Genomic DNA, 18,765 nt, shown 5'->3' with positions numbered 1-18,765 from the left:
GCGGAGTGGGCCACATGGCGATTCACAGCGACTGGGGAGACTGGCTCCCGCGCGCGGTCGAGGACGCCGACCCGGACGGTATCGCGGTCTGGTACCTCGGCTGCAACGGCTTCGTCCTGAAGGCCGAGGACACCACCGTCTTCATCGACCCGTACCTCGGGACCGGCGACCCGCCGCGGACCGTCCGGATGATTCCGGTCCCCTTCGACCCGGCGGACGTCGCGGAGGCCGACGCGATTCTGGCGACCCACGAGCACGTCGACCACGTCCACGGCCCGAGCCAGGCGCCCATCCTGGCGAACACCGGCGCGACGTTCCACGCGCCAGACGACAGCCTCGCGGTCGCCCGCGACGACGAGCGCTGGACGGAGGAGTGGGACGTAGACGACGACCAGTTCGAAGAGGTCGCCGAGGGCGACTCGTTCGAGGTCGGCGCGTTCACCGTCCACGTCGAGCCCGCCCACGACCCCGACGCGACCCACCCGGTCAGCTACGTCGTCGAGTACGGCGACCGGACGTTCTTCCACGGCGGCGACACCAAGCCCAGCGACGAGTTCGCCCGGGTCGGCACCGAGTACGACATCGACCTCGGCGTGCTGGCGTTCGGCGCCGTCGGCAACATCCCCGACAAGGAGACCGGCGAACCCGAGCGCACGCGGTGGTACAGCGACGAGAACCAGATCGTCGAGGCCGCGGGCGACCTCCGGCTCGACCGCCTGCTGCCGAGCCACTGGGACATGTGGAAGGGGATGACCGTCGACCCGACGGTGCTGCACGACCACGCCCGGAGCTACGACCACCCCGAGCGGCTCGACGTCGTCGAGATCGGCGACCGCGTGGACCTCTGAGTCGGGTCCGCGACCGATTTCGCTTCCCGTTCTCGGCGCACGAAGGTTCAAGTACGAGACCGCGACGAACGTCGCCCGGACGCCTCGCGCGGTCGGCCGGCGTCGGAAGCGAACCCGGGCGCAACCGGAACCGGCGACCGCCAGTCCGACTACCCCGAAAGGGCTGAGCCAACCGAACGAGCCCCGGAACTCCCGCTACACCCGGCAGAGCGACGCGACGCCCTCGGGCAGCCGGCCGCCCGCGACCCACTCGCCGGCGGACCGGACGATCACGCCGCCGTCGTTCGTGCCCGCGACCACCCGACCCTCGCCGTCGGTCGTCCACGCCAGCACGACCTCCTCTGGCCCGCCGGGGTACGACACCGACTCCAGGGTATCGCCGTCGTCGGTCGACTCGAACAGCGCCGCGTCCGCGCCGCGCTCGCCCCGCCACGTCCCCGGCGACGACCGGGCCGCCGCGGCGTAGAGCGTCCCGTCGTGCGCGAACGCCTCCCGGAAGTAGGTGTGCTCGACGCCCTCGTCGAGCCGCGTCCACGTCTCGCCCGCGTCCGCGGTGCGGTAGAGCCCGCCGCCGCAGGAGGCGACGTAATGGTCCGGGCCGCGCACCAGGACGTGGTGGACGTCGTCGTGGACACCGTCACTTCGCTCCGCTCGTGACGAGCCTGCACTCTCTTCGCTCGTGCGGACGCCCCCCTTGCGCTCGGTCCACGTCTCGCCGCGGTCGTCGCTGACGTGGACCCCGCCGACCTCCACCCCGGCGACCACGCGCGCCGGGGCGTCGGGGTGGGCGCCGAGGCTCCGGACGTGCGACTCGTTGCGGTGCCGCGGGGTGTACCACTCGTCGCGCGACGGGAGGTCCTGGAAGCCGGTCAGCTCCCGCCACGTCTCGCCGTCGTCCTCGGAGACGTACAGGTGCGCCGGGTGGGTCCCGGCGTAGAGGCGCTTGCCCTCGGGGTCGCCGAGCACCGAGTAGACCTCCTCGCGCGGCACGTCGAGGTTCGTCCACGAGTCGCCGCCGTCGGTCGACCGGTAGAGTCCCGTCTTCGTCGCGGCGAACGCGCCGTCCCAGCCGTCGAACCGGCGGACGCGCATCGCACGGCCGGCGTCGAGCACCCGCTCCGCCGCGTCGAACTCCGGACCGTCGGCGCGGTACACGCCGTCGTACGTTCCTGCGAGCAGCATGATCGGGGGTACGCCCGGCGCGGCCAAATAGGTGGGTCCCGCCGAGGCGGACGCCGATCCGGACCTCGGCGATCTGCCGCGGGACGATCGCACCGGGAGACGACCCGATCGGGAGATGTTTCGCCGCGTGCGGGCGTGTGATTTATATGGCCGTTCTGGGATGTGAACCGTATGAGTGACAGCATGACCGAGGTGGTGACGACGACCGAGAGCGGCGTCGTCGTGGAGAAATCGTTCGAGGGCGAGGAGTTCGCGGTCCCCGCCATCAAGTTCGTCATCCGGTGCGAGCGCGACGAGCGCGCGACCCTCCGGCTGGCAGACGACATCCCCGAGGAGTTCCCGATGGACAACGTCGGCTTCCACCCCGACTACGAGAACGACAACTGGACGGCGTACAAGGACCACCGCGTCGAGTTCGAGCGCGACCTCGAACCCGACGAGGAGCTGGTCACCGTGTACGGCGTGCGCCTGGGCGAGGACGACGACCCCTCGGCGTTCCTCGGCTCGCCGACCATCGCGGAAGTCGCGCCCGTCAGCGTCGACTCCGGGACGACCGACGCCGACGACGCGGCCGCCGACTCCGGGAGCGCGGGCGCGGACGGGCAGGTCGCGGGCCCCGACGGCAACACCATCACCGACATCGTCTCCGAGGAGGACAGCCAGCTCGTCCGCGACGTGGTGGCGGGCGAGGAGGGCCTCGGCCTCGACGAGGACGGCGCGGACCCGCTCTCGGCGGACGCCGAGGACGACCCGGACCCCCTCGCAGGCGGCGACGACGCCGAGCCGCTGGCGGCCGACGCCGACGACCCCCTGGCCGAAGGCGGCGAGGACGGCGACCCGCTCGCGGAGGGCGAGGACCTGCTCGGTGACGCGGACGAGTCGGCCTCCGAACCGGCGGTCGACGAGGAGGAACCGCTGGCCGACGACGGCAGCTTCCTCGAACCCGAGGAGTCGCTGGACGAGGCCGAGGTGGACACCCCCGACGACGCGGACGACGGCGAGACGGTCGACGAACCGGACCCGGAGGCGGCGGAGTCCGACGAGGACGACGCGGCGGACGAACTCGCCGAAGCGGATGCCGACGCGGACGAGGACGACGAGAGCGACGACCTGACGGAGTCCGCGGACGAGGACACCGAGGACGCGACCCCGCCCTCCGAGACCGCCGCGGAGACCGCGACCGCCGAGCCCGAGGCGTCCCCGCCGCGGCCCGGGAGCGTCGCGGCCGCGCTCGCCGACGAGATCCGGGCCGGCGAGGTCGAGGACGCCGACATGCGGGCCATCCAGCGCGAGCTCGACGTCGAGATGCCCGAGAGCACCAACGTCCGCATCCGCCACCTCCAGTCGCGGGTCGAGGACCTCTCGGCGTACACCGAGGCGCTGGAGGCGTTCATCGACGAGAACGGCGTCGCGGAGGACATCTTCGGCGAGTACGAGGACGACATCGCGGCGGTCCGGGCCGACATCGAGGCGTTCGAGGACGAGGTCCAGGCGCTCCGGGCCGAGACCGACGCGACCGACGAGCGCGTCGACGACCTCGAGGCCGACGTCGCGGCGGTCGACGACCTCCGGGACGAGCTCCGCGACGTCGAGAGCGACCTGCGCGACGACGTGCGCGGGTTCAAGACGGACCTCCGCGAGGACCTCGGCGACCTGGAGGCCGAGATCGAGGACCTCGACGCTCTCCGGGACGAGGTCGAGGAGGTCGAGTCCCTGCGGGAGGACGTCGACGCGCTCGAGACGCTGCGCGAGGACGTCGAGTCGCTCGAAGCCGAGCTCGCCGAGATCGACGACTTCGGCGGGGAGGTCGAGGCGCTGGAGACCCAGCTCGACGAACTCGAGGAGCTCGTCGGCGCGAACACCGGCGACGTGACCGAGGTCAGCGACGAGGTGGAGGCTGTCGGCGACGACGTCGAGGCGGTCCGCGACGAGCTGGCGGCGGTCCGCGACGAACTCGACGGCGTGGGCGACGTGACCGAGGCCGTCGAGGACGTGTCGGAGGACGTCGAGGCGCTGTCGGCCGACCTCGACGCCCTCGAGGAGAACCTGACCGCCCGCGTCGAGAGCGTCGAGAGCGACGTGTCCGAGATCCGCGACGAGATCGAGGGCATCCAGGAGTGGCGCGAGCGCATCAACGACGTGTTCGCCAACTGACCGACGGCCACCCACATGTTTTCCCCGCCAGACGCATCGGCAGCGACCCGTCGCGCGGTCCCGCTCGGGCGGTGGTCCGTCGCCGGACTCGGCGTCGGACTGCTCGCCGTCGCGGTGAGCTACGTCGCCGTCGACGGGCGGCTGACCGCCGCGGAGTTCCTCCGGTTCGGCGTCCCCATGGGGCTGGCGCTGGTCGTCGTCGCGCTGGGCCTCTGGCTCCGGACGGCGGGGATTCCGGCCGACCTCGTGGGCGTCGTCTGCTGCTGGAGCCTGGCGGGCGCCGCGGCGATGGGGCTGCTCTCGGGCTGGACGTCGCTGCTCCTGTCCGTCGAGGGGCGCCGGATGCTCCAGCCCGCGTCGGTCGTGCTCACGAAGGTCGCGATCGGCGCGCTCGGGGGCGGACTGCTCGGCGTCTACTACACCCGGCTCCAGCAGCGCACCGACCAGCTCGCCGAGCAGCGCAACCGGCTCGACGAGTTCGCCAGCATCGTGAGCCACGACCTCCGGAACCCGATCAACGTCGCGCAGGGCCACCTCGAACTCGCCCGCGAGTCGGGCGCGGACCGCCACTTCGAGGCGGTCGCGGACGCCCACGACCGCATGGAGCGGCTCGTCGACGAGGTGCTGGCGCTCTCCCGGCGCGGCGACACCGTCGACGACCCGACCGCGGTCGACCTCCCTGTGGTCGCCGAGGAGGCGTGGGCGACCGTCGAGACGTCCGGGATGGACCTGCGGGTCGAGACCGACCGGCGCGTCGTCTCGGACGACCGGCGGCTCCGGGCGCTGTTCGAGAACCTCTTCCGGAACGCCGCCGAGCACGGTTCGACGGGCAGCGATTCGGAGGCCGACGACGCGGCCGACACCGACGGCGGAACCGTCGTCGTCGGCGAGACCGAGGACGGGTTCTTCGTCGCCGACGACGGGCCGGGCATCCCGCCCGAGGACCGCGAGCGGATCTTCGAGGGCGGCTACTCCACCAGCCCCGACGGCACCGGGTTCGGCCTCCCCATCGTCCGGCGCATCGCGGAGGCCCACGACTGGCGGATCCGCGTCACCGACAGCGCCGAGGGCGGCGCTCGCTTCGAGTTCGCCGGCGTCGACGGCGAGTAGCGCTCCGGCCGCGTTGTCGCGCGGGACCGAATACCGCGAACGTAACGCGTTTACTCCCGGTTCTCCTTTGGACGAACAATGACCGACGCGATTCCGATCGCGGTACCCCGGAAGGGCCGGCCGTTAGAGGCGGTGCTCGACCGCGTGGCCGCCGAGGCCGACGCCGAGGGCGTCGCCGACGAGATCGTCTCGACGCTCCGCTACGAGAAGGCCGTCACCAAGGGCGACCAGACGCCCGACCGCGACGCCTACGAGCGCCTGGCCGACTACAGCGACCTGAGCGACCCGGCCCGCCCCGACTTCACGCTCCTGCGAGACGACCGCGCCGGCAAGCCCCGCCGCATCGTCTTCGACAGCGTGACGGTCCCGGCTGGCGGGGTGGACCTCCGGCTCGTCGGGCGCGAGGAGCCGTTCCGCGCGCTCCGGAAGCACGACTTCGCGCTCGGGTTCGACAGCGCCGACCTGGTGCTGGAGGAGGTCGTCGAGCTCCGCCCCGACCCGCTGACCCGCATCGCCGACGTGAACGCCCGGATCGACCCCCACGACACCGACGTCCGGGTCGTCGCCGGGATGGGCGACACGGTGTACCACACGTTGATGGCGACGCCCGAGACCCTGCCGCAGGGGAGCAGTCCCTCCCGGAAGTTCCTCCGGGACTACGAGGGCGAGCTCTGCATCTCGCCGCGGTACGAGCGCCTCGTGGAGGCGGTGCTCGGGACCCGGAACGCCGAGACCCTGGCGTTCACCTACCCCGACGAGGACGAGGAGGAGGAGGCCGCCATCGCCGCCACCGGCGCGGGCGTCTACCTCACGGTGACCGGATCGACCGCGCGCGAGCACGGCCTCGTCGTCGGCGAGGAGCTGTTCCCGAGCGAGACGGTGCTGATGGAGAACTACGAGGAGAGCGGCCCCACGGCCGAGCGCGTGAAGGAACTGTTCGCGCGCGCCGAGACCGAGACCGAGATGGCGATCTACTGATCGACTCCCGTCGACCGATCTCTCGGTCGCCCTTCTGTGAGCCGGTCGAGAGCAGGAGCGCAAAGGTATATTCCGTCTCGGCGGTTCTCGAACGGCATGGCTCCGACGCTCGGCCGGATGACCTTGCTCGTGGACGACTACGAGGAGGCGCTGGAGTACTACACCGAAACGATGGGGTTCGAGGTGATCGCCGACAGGGAACTCGACGACGGGTTCCGGGCGTTGCACGTCGGATCGCCGGACCAAGAGTCGGTCGGCCTGTGGCTCGTGGAAGCCGAGGGCGACGCGGAGCGCGAGCTGGTCGGCAATCAGACCGGCGATTATCCCAGCTTCGTCTTCTACACCGACGACGTCTATCGGACGTACGAGGAGCTCGGCGACCGCGGCGTCGAGTTCACCGGCGAACCCCAGGCGGGCGAGTCGGGGACGCACGTCCACTTCGAGGACCTCTACGGGAACTGCGGCGTCTTCGTCGAACTGGACGAGTAGCGGGCGTGACGCCCGCTGGCGGCCGGTTCGCCGATCCCAATCGGAACGCGGGGTCGAGCGGCCGACGCAGCTCCCGAGCATATAGCTAGATGCAGTTTATGGATTTGGTGCCGTACTGCGTTCTGCGCTGTTCATCGGCCGGGTCCGCTCTGGTTGCAGTCCAGGACGACGATGGGAGAATCCTGGTCGACACTGCGACTACGCCCAAGTACGGGGCTGCCGCGGTCGCTGTGGACTGCGAGTGCGAGACCGACGTCGGAACCTCTCGTGACGGACGCTCGCAGGCCTCACGAACACGGGGCAGTGGCGGCGAATCGTACGTTTACCGCGGTTCTGCCGACGGAGCAATCACCTTCTCGCAGTGAGAGCGCGCTGAGCGGACGCAGGGCCTTCTGCATAGCGAGGGGTTGGCGTCGTAACAGACTGCCACCACGGTTACTCACATCGCCTCACGAGGTACTGGCCGCCGGAAGCAGACCAACTGGCGGGTGCGTCGGACGACTCGTCGCCCCGGGCGCACCGGCGAGCCCCGACCCGGATCGACTCTCCAATAGCGACCGCCACAGGTCACGGAACCGCGACACCAGCGACCGACCTCGACCGCGACTCGACACTCGACCCGTCCACCGCGACGGCCGCGACGGCTACTAATCTCTCTACGTGGACCCTCAGTGCTATAGATTTATATCTCCCTTTGTGGAACATTACAGGTTAATATCTCTCTCCGTGGCACGATAATCCGGTGGCTGTTTGGCCCCACGTCAGAAGATAAGGTCTCTTATTTGCCCGGATGGGACAACTTGATGTACCGGGGGTGAGACGGGGGAAACGACCGATGAGCGACGACGCCGACACCGACCGGGCGGTCGTGAAGACGTTCGTGCCGACGTATCAGAAAGCGGAGTGGAAGCGCCACGCCGACGAGCTCGACATGAGCCAGAGCGAGTTCGTCAGAACGATGGTACAGGCCGGGAGACGCGGGTTCGCGCTCGAATCGGGGTCGGACTCGACGGCGAACCGCGCGGAAGGGTCTTCCGACGGCTCCGACCCCGGGGGTGACGGCCTCGAGACCCGCCTCCTCGACCTCCTCGAATCGGACGAGTACCTGTCGTGGGACCGACTGGTCGAGGAGCTGGCGGGCGACTTCGAGGACCGGCTCGAGGAGACGCTCCAGCGCCTCCAGAACGACAACCGGGTCCAGTACAGCGGCCGGCGGGGCGGCTACACGGTGGTGACCGATGGCGAGTAGCCGGACCGCGGGCGACGCCGACCCCGACGACCCCGTGGGCTACTTCCTCGAGGACCTCCGGTTCCACGGCAAGAGCGAGCGCACCCGGGAGTACTACGAGCGCGTCCTCCGGGAGTTCGAGTCGTTCGTCGGCGACCCCGACCGCAACCCCGGCGGCGAGTCGCTCGCGGTCGGGGAGGCCACCCAGCGCGAGTGCATGGCGTGGGTCCACAGCCTCCGGGGCGACCTCGCCGAGAGCACCGTCGCCACCTACGCCTCCTACCTCCACCGGTTCTACGAGTACATGACCCAGGTCGGCGCGTTCGACGCCAACCCGATGGCGCTGGTCGTCGAGGAGATGAACGAGACCGTCGACAAGGACCCCACCCGCCGGGAGATCTCGGTCCCGCGGATGCGGGAGTTCGTGGCCGGCATCACTCACCCGCTGGAGCGCGCCGCTGTCGTCACCCTGCTCAAGACCGGGATGCGGGTCGGCGAGCTCTGCAACCTCGACTTGCGGGACTTGCGGCTCTCGGGCGAGCCCGCCGAGGCCTACCGGCTCGGCATGCGGCCCCAGCTCGACGGCCGCGGCGACTCGCTGTTCGTCGCCAGCGACGTGGGCCGGGGCGACCCGGTCAACGGCGAGGTGCGCTCGGCAGCGAACAAGCGCAAGCGGGCGACCGTGATCCCGGTCGACGAGGAGCTCAGGGCGGTCCTGACGCGGTGGCTCGCGGTCCGGCCGGACGCGATCTCGGACGCCGAGCCGCTGTTCGTCAGCACCAGCCGGGAGTGGGGCCGGCGGCTCACGCCTCAGATGGTCCGCAACGCCGTCGAGACCCACGCCCGCGAGGCCGGCTGGTACCGCCGGGGCGGCGGGGCCGAGGAGAACGTGACGCCCCACTACTTCCGGCACTTCTTCACGACCCACCTCCGGGACAGAACGGGCGATAGAGGCATCGTGAAGTACCTGCGCGGGGACGTGGCCGAGGACATCATCGACACCTACACCCACAACTGGGGCGACAGGGTGCGAGAGGTCTACGAGGAGCACATCTACTCGGTGCTGTAGTCGGTCGCTTCTACGGCGCTCCGTCGTCACTCTCGACGATTTCGACTCGCACGTTACGGTCGCTCACGTCGGATGCGGCTCTCGTAAATACTATACCGATATATCCAATGGTGGCTCCGAAGGGGTCTAGTTCGTGAGAGGAAGACCGCAGGAACTAGCACCTCGGACGTTCTCGCGTCGGTTCGGTGTAATTCAGTTTCCGCAGACGAGTTTCTGCCCCTCGTCGGTCCGCTTGTAGGTCGGACTCGGGTCGAGTTCGATGACGGCCACCACGTCGTTGAAGTCGCCGCTGCCGGCGGGTTCGTTGAGTTCGAAGACGGCCACGAACTCGTTGTCGTCGAGCACGAGGTTCCCGCTGCCGTCGACGCGGTGCTGGAGGAGGTCCTGCAACGAGTCCTGGTGGGGGCTCGACGACCCCCACGACGGGACCGCGTCGCCGTCTCGGAGTATCTCGACGTTGTCCTCGTCGGGGTCGCTGCTGTCGATGACGCGCTTCGGGTTGTCGAGCGGGACGTGGGCCTCCTCGTACTGGGTCCCGTCGTACGACCGGTAGCTGCCCTCGCCCCGTATCTTCGAGTCGTCGCCGCCGAAGACGTAGGACTTCATCTCGACGGTCACGCTCGCGTCGGACGGGATGCGGTCGGTCTCGTAGGTCATCGGGAACGAGTAGACCGGGTTGTTGACGTCGTCGGTCATCGTGTCGGTGAGCGCGTCGTCGGGGTCGCCGTCGGGGAACGGGGTCAGCGAGCGCGACGTGCTCGGCCCCGAGACGACGATCCGGGACTCGATGGGCCAGTAGAGGTAGTACCCGCCTTCGAGGGTGGCATACCCGCTGCCGGGTATCGTCACCGTGGCGACGTACGGCGTGTTCGACTTCACGGCGTTGTCGACCACGTCGAACGAGGCGTTGTGCTCGATGGTGACGGTCTGCTCGGCCAGGGGTTTGCCGCTCGGTTCGTGGTAGACGTCGACGGTCGCCTCGTCGGACTCGGCCGCGCAGAGGTTCGCGGCCGTGAGGTTGTAGGCGACGGTGGTGCCGCCCGACAGCGTGCCCCCGTCGACGATGTCGGGGTTGACGACCCGGCGGTCGCCGGCCCGGACGACGACCTTCAGGTTCTCGGGGTCGACGGCGTCGCCGCCCTCGTGGTGGAGGAGCATGCGCTGGGTCGTCTGCCCCGTCGCCTGGTCGAGCGTCGCCTCGAACCCGATGGTCGTCGCCGCCTGCGGCGCCGCGGGCGAGAGCCGGACGCCGCCGACGGCCGCCATGAACACGACCGCGAGCGCCACGACGATGACGACCAGCAGCGCGACCCCGACCACCGGGCTGACCGAACGTTCACTCTGTTCCATCGTCTCTCGTTCCTAGCGAACTCGGCCGCAATAAACGTATCCCGTTCGGGAAACGAAGGGGTTCACCCGCCGAACGCCGACAGCCGGACCTCCTCGACGTCGCGGAGGTAGCGCCGGATGCGGGTCTCGTCCCACCCGAGCGGCGAGAGCACGCTCTCGGCCGCCCGGACCAGTCGGTCGGCGTAGAACTCCGCGTCGTATCCGACGTCCCGACCCCGCTCGCCACCGACCTCGAAGTCGAGTCGCACGCGCTCGCGCTCGCGCGGGGCGCCGTCGTCGACCACCAGGAACTCCAGCGACTGGCCGGGCCGGGGGTCGAGACCGGCGTCCTCGGCGCGGGCCAGCGCGGCGACGGTCCGGGTCCGGCGGTCGTACGCCTCCCGGCGCTTCGACGCCCGGCGGGTTATCAGCAGGTCCTCGGGCGCGACCTCGCCGGCCCGGAGGTCGCGGAGCCGGCGCTTCAGCACGTCGCAGACCGGCGCCGGTTTGCGGTGGCGGTCGAGGGCGTCGAGCAGGTCGCGCTGGACGCGCTCGACGAACGCGGAGGTGCTGCGCTGGCGGGCCTCGATGCCCCGAAGCTTGTACTCGGGGTCGACCCCGTCGGTGCTGGCTTCCCCAGCCCCTTCGTCGGTCCCGCCGTCATCGTCGGGCTCGCCGTCCGGCGCGACCTTCCCGAAGTAGCGGTTGAGCGCGCCGGCCCGCGAGTCACGTCGCGGGACGAAGCAGAGCCACTCGTAGGTCGCCTCGTGTTCGAGCGGGACGTCGACCGCCTCGGAGATGCGGTCGGTCAGCGTCGAGAGCGGGGCCGACTCGCGGTCGTCGGCGGGGACGACCCAGAGGCTGTCGACGATGCCGTGGACGACCTCCCAGCCGCCCGCCTCGAAGGTCTCCTTGGCCCGGAGGAGGACGTCGCGGGCGATCGCGTTGATGGCCTCGTGGCACTCGATGCGGCCGAACTTGGCGTTGCGGTACCCCTGGTAGCCGAAGCACGACACCAGGATCCACTTGATGACGCCGGAGATCCGCCGGGCGCGGGCCACCTCGTCCGGCGTCGGGGCGCCGTCGGCGTCGCCGCCGCGCTCGCCCGCCCGGATCGTCTCCTTCATCGCGGCCCGGTCGTCGAGCAGGGGTTCGAGCACGTCGGCGAGGAACCCCCGGTCGTCGCAGACGTTGTAGCCGAGTTCTGGCACGTCGGCGCGGTCGGCGTGGCAGTCGCACAGCACCGTGTCGGGCGAGACGTTGTACTCGCAGATGATGCGGGGGTACAGCGACGCGAAGTCGACCTCCCGGACGCCCTCGTGGAACCCGACCTCGGGCGCGAAGGTGAACCCGCCGCGGTCGGCGGCGTGGAGCGTGGCCACGTCCTTGAACGCCTCGGGGCGCCACTTGTTCCAGGGGATCAGCACGCCGCGGTCGAGCGCCTCCCGGATCTGGACGGCGGTCAGCACGTTGCCGATGCTGGCCCACCCGACCTCCTGGAGGGGCTTCCACGACCGCCGGGTCAGGTAGCGCAGGCCGGCCAGCCCGCCGTGGCCCCAGAGGAAGCTGTTCGAGGTGTCGACGAGCGCTCGACCGGGCAGGTCGTACCGGGCGGGCGAGTGGCCGACCTGCCCGTAGCTCTCGTAGGTGCTCTCGCCCGCGAGCTTCCGGTAGCCCGACCGGCCTTCCCGGGTCCGGCCGAGCTCGAAGTCCTCGCGGCCGCACTCCGCGGCGGTCTCGTAGAGCAGCGGCACGAGTTCGCCGCGATTGACGACCAGGACGTCGGGGTCGGTCTCGGCCAGTCGCCGCTCGAGCATCTCGAGCAGCACGCCGGGCGTCGCCCGCAGCGACTCGCCGTCGATCTCGAGCTTCGAGAGGTCGCTGTCGGCGAGCCGCTTGCGGTCGATGCGCAGCGACAGCGTCGACAGGTCGACCGACTCCGGGGTCGCGGGGTCGGTGCCGGTCTCGACGCAGTACCGGAACTGCGGCGAGAGGTCGACGTTGTACAGCCGGAACGTGCCGGGCGGGTAGGTGTCCCGCTCGTGGAGCCCCCGGATCTCCCGCGCGAGCGTCGCCACCTCGCTCGGTCGGGCGAGGTCGACGCGGACGACCGGATCGCGTTCCTCTGCATCCAGTCGCGTGTACCAGTCCTCCGACTCGGTGCGGGCGACCTTCGGGTCGTCGTCGAGCGCGGCCCGCAGGTCGGCCAGCGGCCCGTCGGGGCCCGAGACGTAGGTGGTCGGCCGGTAGTCGGTGGTCCGCCGGGTCCGGAGGTCGCCGGCCGGGGTGCGGGACCACTCGACGACCGCCTCGTCGGTCACGTCGATCTTGAACGCCATGCTACCCGTCGAGCCGGTCGCGCAGTTCGCGGAGTTCGGCCTCCTGGGCGAGCAGCACCGACACCACGAACGCCATCTCGGGGTCGGTCGCGTTCATGTACCCCGCGGCGTCGGCGTGCCGGCGGGCGCGCTCGAACAGGCGGTCGAAGTGGGGCTTGTGCCGGCGGCGCAGCCCCCGGCGATACGCCGCCCAGTCGTCCTCGTACCGGTCGAGGAAGTCACGGAAGGTGGGGTTGGTCCGGCCCATCGTCACACCCCGACGCCGTCGGCCAGGCCCATCGCTTCGGCCGCGACCGCGGGGTCGTCCTCGGCGACCGCTCCGAGCAGTTCGACCCAGTACGGGATGGTGGTCTGCCAGAAGCCGTCGTCGAGGTAGACGGTGGTCTCGAAGCCGTCGGCGACGTACTTCAGGCCCGCGTCGGTCCGGGTGCACTCGATCTCGGCGTCGGCGCGGTCGGCCAGCAGGTCGGCGTACGGCCCGCCGGCGTCGCGGTCAGCGGTCGTCAGCACCGGCGCGTCGAGGCTCTCGGCGAGGCCGGACAGGACCGCGAGCGACGACTCGAACAGGTCGGCCGCCTCCCATTCGGGCACGTCGTCGTCGCGGTACAGCGAGGCGACGCAGGGCGCGACCACCAGGCCGGCGTCGCCGGCGGTCCGGGCCACCTCCCGGACCAGTTCGTGGTGCTGGTAGGCGGTGAACGCGCGGGCGACCCGGACGTCGCTCAGGCGCCCCCGACTCGGCGCGAGGTCGTAGAGCGCGTAGGTCGCGGCCTCGTTGCGGGCGTCGAGCCAGTAGGCCGCCCCGTCCCGCTCGGCGAGTTCGGCGAGCGCGAGTCGGTGGAGCGCGGGCGAGCGCCGCGCCGGTCGGTCGAGCACCGTCAGTCCCGTCTCGAGACGGGGCACAGGGGATCCTGCCGTCATAGTACCTCTCCGGTTCCAGATAAATCGGAGACGGGTTTAACGCTCGGCCATACTCGCGGTGAAAGTGAAAGTGGCCGGATTCCGGCGGGCGAGTGGCCGCCCGCTGGCGAATCGAAGGCGATCGAGCCCTCGGGCTCGGGTGAAAGTGGCGAGCGCGGGTTCGACTGGTCGGCCAGACCGCGGTTTTCGCCGGATTTGTCGACACTCTATCTACATGTCCGCTTCGCTTGGATTCGTCCGCTGTCGGATTCCGACCTTTTACACCGTACTTCGCTATACCGAATTGCAGGTCTGGCAGCACCAGAGGCTCGGAAGATAGGTAGCTACAAATCATCATATTCTTCTACCTTAAACAGACAAGTCTCAACTTACATTCGAGCGGTGACGTATCTTCTGTATTCTAGTTCAACTATTTACTACTTTGTTATTTGATAATTATTACTAATATGCAATAAAAGGTGCTCGGGTAATGTCTCAGTAATAGGTGCTGTAGGCAACTAGGTCAAAAATAATCGCTTGGATTGAGGGCACACCTAGAAGGTACCTTGGACAGAGATACTCACTTGAGCACATTTCGGAAGAGCAGAATACACCGGACGTGTGGGGGCGAGCTCGATTTGATCGAGAAAACATGTCGGCTAGTCTCAGTACTTCACAAAGCTAGATCGCTGATTACCGTAACATAACGAAAACCTACTAGTAGATATCTAATATCCGACTTCGGAGCGCGTCAGTTTCAGCGTTAATTTCACAAGTGCAATTTCGATTCAACAATAAGGCGTCTAACTTTCACCTTCTGGTTTTTCTATTTTGATTGTTACCTGCCACGAGACTGGATTGGATCCGTTCTTCCCGAAATGGTAGGTTCCGGCAGGGAAGCATTCGTCTTTCTCTGTATCTTCCCAGACCTCGTAATTCAACTGAACTGATTTACTTGGTGGAATCCTCATCACCTCTTCGTCAAGTTGTCTCACAAACCCGTCTTTACCGGGTCTCCAACATGAGTTTGACCTCCGTGTGATATTGTAACCCCTACGCGGAACAAGGGCGATACCTGTAAATGTCCGACCAGCATCTGTTTCGACGAAACTTGTCAACGGTGCTGGGGAATCTGTTTTTCGGTCAAGTTTCAGTTTAATCGGTTCGGAGGTTGGATTGGAAAATCTGAATTGGATGGTCGCAGTTCGTTCTGTTGTGATAATTGAACGTTGTATGTCCACATCTAAATTAACGCCCTTCGTTTGTTTGTCAACAAGTGATACTTTTCCGAGCCGCTTTTTCTTGTTCGTGCGTTGAACAAGTGGACTAGCACACCCAGAAATTCCCCCGATGCTACTTGCAACGAGTGTCAGGTACGTTCGACGCTTCATACCTTTCCTTACGGGATGAGAGGAAAAGGGCCTTATGGAGAGTAAAAGATACGTTATACAAAATAATTATATAGTATATTTTGTCTGAATACAACCGGTGTTCTCCTGTACTTCGACAATTTCGATATTTACGATACAGAATTAACGGGGAATGGATCTCAGAAAGGTAGGCCTAAATTATATCGATTCGTATAATATATCTTTTACAAGTAAGCGTTAGAAAAGTATTTAATTCATTGCTGTAAATTGAGTATCGATGTCAGACAAACCAACTGACAGCCGAGTTAACAGGCGTACCGTTTTGCAAGGAGTCGGTTCCGCAGTTGGAGCCACGTCCCTCTCGAACGTAGTCGGCGCAGCTGAACGAAAGCGCCGAATCGTAACGGGGCGCGGCGGACTAAAACAGGAGCCTGTCGAGAAAAAGAAAGTGCCTGTTCATTGGCACGAACACGAGAAGGCTCTACGTCAGGTCTACGATCAACTGTTCGGAGCTTTCCAGCACATTCGTAATACCAGTGAGTTCGGCGACCACCTCATCGCGATGTACCAAGGTGGGTCTTCCCGAAGCATCGGGGGATACACCGCAACTCAACCAGTGGTGGAAATTGCGAAAGAGGCTCCTTCTGGGTTGGAAGAACGACTTCCGAGTGTTCTCAAAGACGTTGGTGTTTCAACCTCGAATGACCTCCTGCTCGATGAGATTCGGTACGAACGAATCAACCAGAACCAAACTCTCCTGTGTGGCGGTGCAGAAACTACAATAGAACCATACCCCGGTGGGATCGTCATCTGGGAGAAGAACCAGTCCACCCATCAAGGGACGTCTGGATACCGGATGCACGACGGCAGTCAGGAGTACATGCTGACCGCGAACCACGTGTTCGTCGATAGCTGTACTACCAAAGCGACCGGAGAGGTCGCGGCTGCCGCGAACAATGCCACGATTGGAACCTTCGAAGACGCTCACGCTCTTCACGACTGGTGCTTGGTACCCGCTAATAGTCAGGGAGTCACTGACATTGCCAACGAAATCTACTGGGACGGATACAGCTACACGCTTACCGGGTACAAGACCCGTGATGGAATCGCTTCGATGGTGGGTAAAACCGGCGAAGCATACAAATCTGGAGACGGAACTGGGTACCGAACAGGGACGATTAGAGGATACAATGAGGGCGGATTCACCGGATGTCCCCGATTCGATACTGACGGCGTAAAAACCGAAGTGGACGTTGCACCGGGGGACTCAGGCGGTCCAATCTTCGACCTCACGGGATGTAGATACGGTAGCTGTGAAGCGTTGGCCATCAACAACATGAGCATCGCCAAAGGGAGTTACAACGGAACTGCCTGCGACGGTGACTCTACACAACCGAAGACTGTAGGCTGGCCCGCTTACAAAATCGTTAACAACAACTCCTACACGGTTGGGTAGTAATCTGGTCCTCGTTTTACCTTCGACCTTGGCGTAGTACAACCCTTCGCCGAAAATCAAGGAATCAGTTCCTCAAATTGCTCAGCAACAGCCCTCAACTCTTGCCTGCGTAAATCTGGATAATCCTACGCTGCCTAGATTGTCCTCCACGATCTCTGCCACGTTCAGGAAAAGAGGAACTTTCAGCGATAGTGGCATGAGCCGGAGATGCAAAATTTTGAAAACACCCTCATACCAGTACGCAAGCACATGAGATCATGGGCAGTTGAGAAAAGGACGCCACCGGACCTATGCAGCGCGAGTGCGTCTCATGTGCTGGCTGCAACGGGACGGGTCTCTCCTACGACCAAGATAGTAACGTGCTACACAAGATTGTACATGAGATCTACCTTCTTTGGTTCGCCCATATATAAACACTCCTCCTACAACTTAAGTATCGACGAGTAAGATATGGAAACAATGAGACGGTGCCATTCGCTCATTGCGACGCCGACAGCGGGCAGCCTGCCTTCGCAGAGCGGATGGTCCAGCAGGCCAGCGACCTCTGTGAACACGAAAACCACCTCACACGAGTCATCGCTGATCTCAATCTCCCGCTCACAGATATCGACGACCTGTACAAGCGGACGCCGAGTCACGGCTATGACCTCACGCCGATGCTGCGGCTGTTCCTTTACAAGTACGCGGGCGACTACAGCGATAGCGAACTCGCCGACCGCGTCGACTCGTGGCAGTATCTCCGAATCCGCTTCGACCTCAATGGCACGCCCACGCAACAAACCCTCTCGTATACGTGGCGCAACCGCTTCGATGCAGACCTCCGCAAGCTGATCGTCGCCGCTGGCAAGGCCATCCGACGGGAGGCCATCGAGCACGGCGTTATTCGCGACGACCATGCGGACGGCGAAGACGAGACTGACAGCGAGTTCGAGACGGACGAGGTCCCCGACGACCTTTCAGAAGCGAAAATTCGTGAGACGATGCGGGCAGCCCGCGAGCACATCTTCCCCGCGTTCGACACAGGGCGTGCTGCGAACGCCCGGTATAGCGACGAATGCATCCTCTCGATGCAGTCCTACCTTAGTCTGGCGAACTGTGGGACTGCACAGGGGACGAAGCGATTCGCGCGGATGAGCCGCCGCGAGCAAACCCCACACGGCGACACCCATCTACGGGCGATCAAGAAGCTCGGGAAGCCCACGGGCCGCCAGTCCACGCTCACCGAGTACCACGGAACAGGCCGGAAGCAGCGGACTGAGCCGTGGAAACGCGTCTGCGAGGAGCTACAGGGCGACTTCAGTACGGCAGTCGAGAACACGATTAAGGCGATTCGGGACACGAAGCCGTTCCGCGAGCCGGTTGTCGCGGCCATCGACATTACCGATACGATGTTTTACCCCTCACCGTGGGAAGACTACGAGGACGGGATAGCGAAGGACGATTTCCCCGCGCCCGTGAACGGTCTGAAGGAGAACGGTGAGCGCGGGTATCAGTTTGCGACACTCACCATCGTCGGCGAGAACGCCCCGCTCATCCTCGCCGTCGAACCGATTCGAGATGCATCCTACTGGGAGGACGACGATATCGAGACGCGAAGTCGCGCTGAAGTCGTCGACGCACTGCTGGAAGAAGCGAGCAAGCACGTCGATATGCACCTCGTGATGGCCGACCGCGAGTTCGACGGACATGACGTTCTCCACACGCTCGACAGCCACGACGTGACCTACCTCATTCCGAAGCGGGCGTACGAGGCGGACTTAGAGGGTATTGAGAAAGTCGAAGACCACCCGGTCGCGGACGTGGGTGTGGAACCCGACGTAGAGTTGGGGGCCAACGGCGAAGTGAGCCACGAGGTGAACTTCATGTACGTTCCGTCGACCGAGGAAGACGGCGACTACGCGGTATTTCTGACGAACCGCGACGACGTGGCTCCCGAGGACGTACGAGGACTCTGTAACCGCTACAGTCGGCGATGGGAGATCGAGAACGAGTACAAGCAGATCAAGAAGTTCCTCCCGACGATGGCTTCTACAGATTACCGTGTACGCTGTTTCAACTTCATGTTCGCGTGCCTGCTGTACAACGTGTGGCGGCTCGCGGACTACTTGTTGAAGTTGGAAGTAGGGAAGCCTATTCGTGACGAACCCGTGCTGACGGCGGGTGAGGCCATCGAGTTGCTCGCTTGCTTCCTCGTCCCATACGGATAGTCACGGTCTGATTCTCCCTATGTGTTCGCTCGTTGCGTAGCCATAGCTCTCTCGGCTGCCCTCCATTTTCGCGTCTTCGTGTCCGTTTCTGAATGAGTAGCGGGTC

15 protein-coding genes are annotated in these 18,765 nt (G+C 65.8%); 9 read left to right on the top strand and 6 right to left on the bottom strand.

Annotated features, from left to right (window positions below):
• The first annotated feature begins 14 nt into the window (after positions 1–14).
• Complete coding sequence (locus tag ACQUQF_RS10695) at positions 15–848, top strand: MBL fold metallo-hydrolase (RefSeq protein ID WP_435178570.1); 834 nt, start codon at positions 15–17, stop codon at positions 846–848.
• 195 nt (positions 849–1,043) lie between these two features.
• On the opposite strand, the gene ACQUQF_RS10690 is transcribed toward ACQUQF_RS10695, so the two are convergent.
• Positions 1,044–2,033: a WD40/YVTN/BNR-like repeat-containing protein gene (locus ACQUQF_RS10690; protein ID WP_435179522.1), complete on the bottom strand. Its 990-nt coding sequence runs from the start codon at positions 2,031–2,033 to the stop codon at positions 1,044–1,046.
• Between the two features lie 168 nt (positions 2,034–2,201).
• Between ACQUQF_RS10690 and ACQUQF_RS10685 the strand changes: the two genes are divergently transcribed.
• The 6 genes from ACQUQF_RS10685 to ACQUQF_RS10660 all read left to right on the top strand — a co-directional run bounded on the left by ACQUQF_RS10685 (position 2,202) and on the right by ACQUQF_RS10660 (position 9,058).
• Complete coding sequence (locus ACQUQF_RS10685; protein WP_435178568.1) at positions 2,202–4,184, top strand: AAA family ATPase; 1,983 nt, start codon at positions 2,202–2,204, stop codon at positions 4,182–4,184.
• Positions 4,185–4,199: 15 nt separating this feature from the next.
• Complete coding sequence (locus ACQUQF_RS10680; RefSeq protein ID WP_435178566.1) at positions 4,200–5,294, top strand: ATP-binding protein; 1,095 nt, start codon at positions 4,200–4,202, stop codon at positions 5,292–5,294.
• 78 nt (positions 5,295–5,372) lie between these two features.
• Positions 5,373–6,272: a hypothetical protein gene (locus tag ACQUQF_RS10675; protein WP_435178564.1), complete on the top strand. Its 900-nt coding sequence runs from the start codon at positions 5,373–5,375 to the stop codon at positions 6,270–6,272.
• Between the two features lie 96 nt (positions 6,273–6,368).
• Positions 6,369–6,761 (top strand): VOC family protein, encoded by a 393-nt coding sequence (locus ACQUQF_RS10670; protein ID WP_435178562.1) that lies wholly within the window; start codon positions 6,369–6,371, stop codon positions 6,759–6,761.
• An 835-nt stretch (positions 6,762–7,596) separates the two neighbouring features.
• Positions 7,597–8,010 carry a DUF5805 domain-containing protein gene (locus ACQUQF_RS10665; RefSeq protein ID WP_435178560.1) on the top strand — a complete coding sequence of 138 codons (414 nt, stop codon included), beginning with the start codon at positions 7,597–7,599 and terminating at the stop codon, positions 8,008–8,010.
• Positions 8,000–9,058, top strand: a complete 1,059-nt coding sequence (locus ACQUQF_RS10660) for a tyrosine-type recombinase/integrase (RefSeq protein WP_435178559.1) — start codon at positions 8,000–8,002, stop codon at positions 9,056–9,058. The genes ACQUQF_RS10665 and ACQUQF_RS10660 overlap by 11 nt, the downstream gene beginning before the upstream one ends.
• A gap of 192 nt (positions 9,059–9,250) precedes the next feature.
• Here the strand turns inward: ACQUQF_RS10660 and ACQUQF_RS10655 are convergent, their stop codons facing one another.
• From ACQUQF_RS10655 to ACQUQF_RS10635, 5 genes are all read right to left on the bottom strand, one after another.
• Positions 9,251–10,408 carry a type IV pilin gene (locus ACQUQF_RS10655; protein ID WP_435178557.1) on the bottom strand — a complete coding sequence of 386 codons (1,158 nt, stop codon included), beginning with the start codon at positions 10,406–10,408 and terminating at the stop codon, positions 9,251–9,253.
• Positions 10,409–10,470: 62 nt separating this feature from the next.
• Entirely contained in the window at positions 10,471–12,726 is a 2,256-nt protein-coding gene (locus tag ACQUQF_RS10650; RefSeq protein WP_435178555.1) for a type B DNA-directed DNA polymerase, read from the bottom strand.
• 1 nt (position 12,727) lies between these two features.
• On the bottom strand, positions 12,728–12,973 hold the full coding sequence (locus ACQUQF_RS10645; protein ID WP_435178553.1) for a hypothetical protein: 246 nt from the start codon (positions 12,971–12,973) through the stop codon (positions 12,728–12,730).
• A gap of 2 nt (positions 12,974–12,975) precedes the next feature.
• Positions 12,976–13,629 carry a hypothetical protein gene (locus ACQUQF_RS10640; protein ID WP_435178551.1) on the bottom strand — a complete coding sequence of 218 codons (654 nt, stop codon included), beginning with the start codon at positions 13,627–13,629 and terminating at the stop codon, positions 12,976–12,978.
• 800 nt (positions 13,630–14,429) lie between these two features.
• Entirely contained in the window at positions 14,430–14,621 is a 192-nt protein-coding gene (locus tag ACQUQF_RS10635; protein ID WP_435178549.1) for a hypothetical protein, read from the bottom strand.
• Between the two features lie 652 nt (positions 14,622–15,273).
• Here ACQUQF_RS10635 and ACQUQF_RS10630 point away from each other — a divergent pair.
• The gene (locus ACQUQF_RS10630; protein WP_435145200.1) at positions 15,274–16,452 is read left to right on the top strand and encodes a hypothetical protein; all 1,179 of its coding nucleotides are present in this window, start codon (positions 15,274–15,276) and stop codon (positions 16,450–16,452) included.
• Between the two features lie 521 nt (positions 16,453–16,973).
• Positions 16,974–18,659 (top strand): transposase, encoded by a 1,686-nt coding sequence (locus ACQUQF_RS10625; RefSeq protein ID WP_435130105.1) that lies wholly within the window; start codon positions 16,974–16,976, stop codon positions 18,657–18,659.
• The last annotated feature ends 106 nt before the right edge of the window (positions 18,660–18,765 follow it).

The sequence above is a fragment of the Halorussus sp. AFM4 genome, from assembly GCF_051194995.1.
In the GTDB taxonomy this organism is placed as follows: domain Archaea; phylum Halobacteriota; class Halobacteria; order Halobacteriales; family Haladaptataceae; genus Halorussus.
Note: the sequence above shows the minus strand (reverse complement) of the source record. Positions and strands in the feature narration are given on the sequence as shown.